We start from the raw sequence: 3,603 nt of genomic DNA, 5'->3' as shown, positions 1-3,603 counted from the left end.
TCAGATCCCTTTTCACCCCGTGAAAAGGGATCTGACCCCTGCCTGTCGGCCTGTCTCACAAGGTGAGACACCGGGCTGGCATTGTCGCCCATTGCCCCCATCTGGTCACCTCGGTAGGCTGACCGATTGCCGTTCCCTGCTGGCCCGGCACCCAGCCAACGCCCCCACAACCGGATCCCCCATGGCGATGGATTTCATCCGCATCCGCGGCGCGCGGACGCACAACCTGAAGAACCTCGACCTCGACCTGCCCCGCGACAAGCTGATCGTGATCACCGGCCTGTCCGGCTCGGGCAAGTCCTCGCTGGCGTTCGACACCATCTATGCAGAAGGCCAGCGCCGCTATGTCGAGTCGTTGTCGGCCTATGCGCGCCAGTTCCTGAGCGTGATGGAAAAACCGGACCTGGACCACATCGAGGGCCTGTCCCCGGCGATCTCGATCGAGCAGAAGTCGACCTCGCACAACCCGCGTTCGACGGTCGGCACGATCACCGAGATCTACGACTACCTGCGCCTGCTGTACGCCCGCGTAGGCACCCCGCGCTGCCCAGACCACGGCTACCCGCTGGAAGCGCAGACGGTCAGCCAGATGGTCGACCAGGTGCTGACCCTGGACCCGGAACAGCGCTACATGCTGCTGGCGCCGGTCATCCGCGACCGCAAGGGCGAGCATGCCCAGGTGTTCGACCAGCTGCGCGCGCAGGGCTTCGTGCGCGTGCGCGTGGACGGCGAGCTGCATGAGATCGACGCGGTGCCGCCGCTGGCGCTGCGCCAGAAGCACACCATCGAGGCGGTGATCGACCGCTTCCGCCCGCGCGAGGACATCAAGCAGCGCCTGGCCGAGAGCTTCGAGACCGCGCTGAAGCTGGGCGACGGCATGGCCTCGGTGCAGAGCCTGGACAACACGGAAACCGCGCCGACCCTGTTCTCCTCCAAATACTCCTGCCCGGTCTGCGATTACTCGCTGCCGGAGCTGGAGCCGCGCCTGTTCTCGTTCAACGCACCGATGGGCGCCTGCCCCGGCTGCGATGGCCTGGGCATGGCCGAGTTCTTCGATCCCTCGCGCGTGGTGGTGCACCCCGAGCTGTCGCTGGCCGCCGGCGCGGTGCGCGGCTGGGATCGCCGCAACGCCTACTACTTCCAGCTGATCGCTTCGCTGGCCAAGCACTACCGGTTCGACGTCGACGCGGCCTGGAACTCGCTGCCGGACAAGGTGCAGCAGGCCGTGCTGTACGGCAGCGGCGATGAAGCTATCACTTTCACCTACTTCACCGAAGCCGGTGGCCGCACCCAGCGCAAGCATCGCTTCGAGGGCATCATTCCCAACCTCGAGCGCCGCTACAAGGAAACCGAATCGCCGGCGGTGCGCGAAGAGCTGTCCAAGTACATCAGCGAACAACCCTGCCCGGAATGCCATGGCGCGCGCCTGAACAAGGCTGCACGCAATGTGTTCGTGGCCGACCGCCCGCTGCCGGAGCTGGTGGTGCTTCCGATCGACGAGGCGCTGAAGTTCTTCAGCGAGCTGAGCCTGCCGGGCTGGCGTGGCGAGATCGCGGCGAAGATCGTCAAGGAAATCGGCGAACGCCTCGGCTTCCTGGTCGACGTGGGCCTGGATTACCTGACCCTGGAGCGCAAGGCCGACACCCTGTCCGGCGGCGAGGCGCAGCGCATCCGCCTGGCCAGCCAGATCGGTGCCGGCCTGGTCGGCGTGATGTACGTGCTCGACGAACCGTCGATCGGCCTGCACCAGCGCGACAACGAACGCCTGCTGGGCACCCTCACCCGCCTGCGCGACCTCGGCAACACGGTGATCGTGGTCGAGCATGACGAGGACGCGATCCGCCTGGCCGACTACGTGCTGGACATCGGCCCGGGCGCAGGCGTGCATGGCGGCGAGATCGTCGGCCAGGGCACCCTGCAGGACATCCTGGAGGCACCGCGCTCGCTGACCGGCCAGTACCTGTCGGGCAAGCGCGCGATCGAGATTCCGGCGCGCCGGCACAAGCCGAACCCGAAGATGACCCTGCACCTGCGCGGGGCCAGCGGCAACAACCTAAAGGGCGTGGACCTGGCGATTCCGTCGGGCCTGCTGACCTGCGTGACCGGCGTGTCCGGCTCCGGCAAGTCGACCCTGATCAACGACACCCTGTTCTCGCTGGCCGCCAACGAGATCAACGGTTCCTCGCACCCGATCGCCCCGTACAGGGAGATCGATGGCCTGGACCTGTTCGACAAGGTGGTGGACATCGACCAGTCGCCGATCGGCCGCACCCCGCGTTCGAACCCGGCCACCTACACCGGCCTGTTCACTCCCCTGCGCGAACTGTTCGCACAGGTGCCCGAAGCGCGTGCACGCGGCTACTCCCCGGGCCGCTTCAGCTTCAACGTGCGTGGTGGCCGCTGCGAGGCCTGCCAGGGCGATGGCCTGATCAAGGTCGAGATGCACTTCCTGCCGGACGTGTACGTGCCGTGCGATGTCTGCCATGGCAAGCGCTACAACCGCGAGACGCTGGAGATCCTGTACAAGGGTTTCAACATCAACGACGTGCTGGAAATGACCGTCGAGGATGCGCTGAAGCTGTTCGAGCCGGTGCCGTCGATCGCACGCAAGCTGGAAACACTGGTCGACGTCGGCCTGAGCTACATCAAGCTGGGCCAGAGCGCGACCACGCTGTCCGGTGGTGAAGCGCAGCGCGTGAAGCTGTCCAAGGAGCTGTCGCGCCGCGATACCGGCCGCACCCTGTACATCCTCGACGAGCCGACCACCGGCCTGCACTTCCACGACATCGAAGCGCTGCTGGGCGTGCTGCACAAGCTGCGCGACGAAGGCAACACGGTGGTGGTGATCGAGCACAACCTGGACGTGATCAAGACCGCCGACTGGATCGTCGATCTGGGTCCGGAGGGTGGCCACCGCGGCGGCACCATCCTGGTCACCGGCACGCCGGAAGACGTGGCGGCCTGCCCGCAGTCGTACACCGGCCAGTTCCTGGCCCGCATGCTGCCTTCCACCAGCGCGCGCCCCGAGCAGCCGGCCGCCGTGGCCAACAAGCCCGACGCCCGCCCGCCGCGCAAGGTGAAGCCCGAGAAGCCGGCCAAGGTGGCGAAGAAGGCCGTGGCCGCCAAGAGCGCCGGCAAGGCCAGCAAGAGCACGTCGAAGAAGAAGGACGCCTGATGAGCAGCGAACACAAGATCCTGGCCCGCATCCCGATCAGCGTGCGCTGGCGCGACATGGACAGCATGGGCCACGTCAACAACGCCAAGTACATTTCCTACTTGGAAGAAGCGCGCGTGCGCTGGATGCTGGGCGTGGACGGCGTGTCGATGACCGACCGCATCGCCCCGGTGGTGGCCGCGACCAACGTCAATTACCGGCTGCCGATCGTGTGGCCCAACGACATCGTGGTCGAATTGTTCGTCGAGCGCCTGGGCAACAGCAGCGTGACCATCGGCCACCGCATCGTCGACCAGCAGGACGAGTCGAAGCTGTACTCGGATGGCAACGTGGTGGTGGTCCGAGCGCGCCAATGGCGCGACGGGTTGGCTGCCGGCCCGCGAACTGGAACTGCTGGAAGAGAACTGCAAATGAGCCAGACCAAGAAC

The 3,603-nt window shown here is 66.3% G+C and carries 2 protein-coding genes; both read left to right on the top strand.

Annotated elements, in window-relative coordinates; genetic code table 11:
• Positions 1–181: 181 nt before the first annotated feature.
• A complete protein-coding gene (uvrA, locus tag ABGA94_RS19040) occupies positions 182–3,175 on the top strand; it encodes an excinuclease ABC subunit UvrA (protein WP_005415703.1) in 2,994 nt (997 codons plus the stop codon).
• On the top strand, positions 3,175–3,603 hold a 429-nt coding region (locus ABGA94_RS19035; RefSeq protein ID WP_375367928.1), incomplete at its 3' end, for an acyl-CoA thioesterase. The genes uvrA and ABGA94_RS19035, both read left to right, overlap by 1 nt.

The organism is Stenotrophomonas sp. 3diitr2024, from assembly GCF_042136455.1.
In the GTDB taxonomy this organism is placed as follows: Bacteria; Pseudomonadota; Gammaproteobacteria; order Xanthomonadales; family Xanthomonadaceae; genus Stenotrophomonas; species Stenotrophomonas sepilia.
The sequence above is the reverse complement of the archived record's forward strand: the minus strand, read 5'-3'. Positions and strand labels throughout refer to the sequence as shown.

Coding starts and splice junctions, on each gene's coding strand:
- uvrA (WP_005415703.1), top strand. CDS start 182: ATGGCGATGGATTTCATCCGCATCCGCGGCGCGCGGACGCACAACCTG.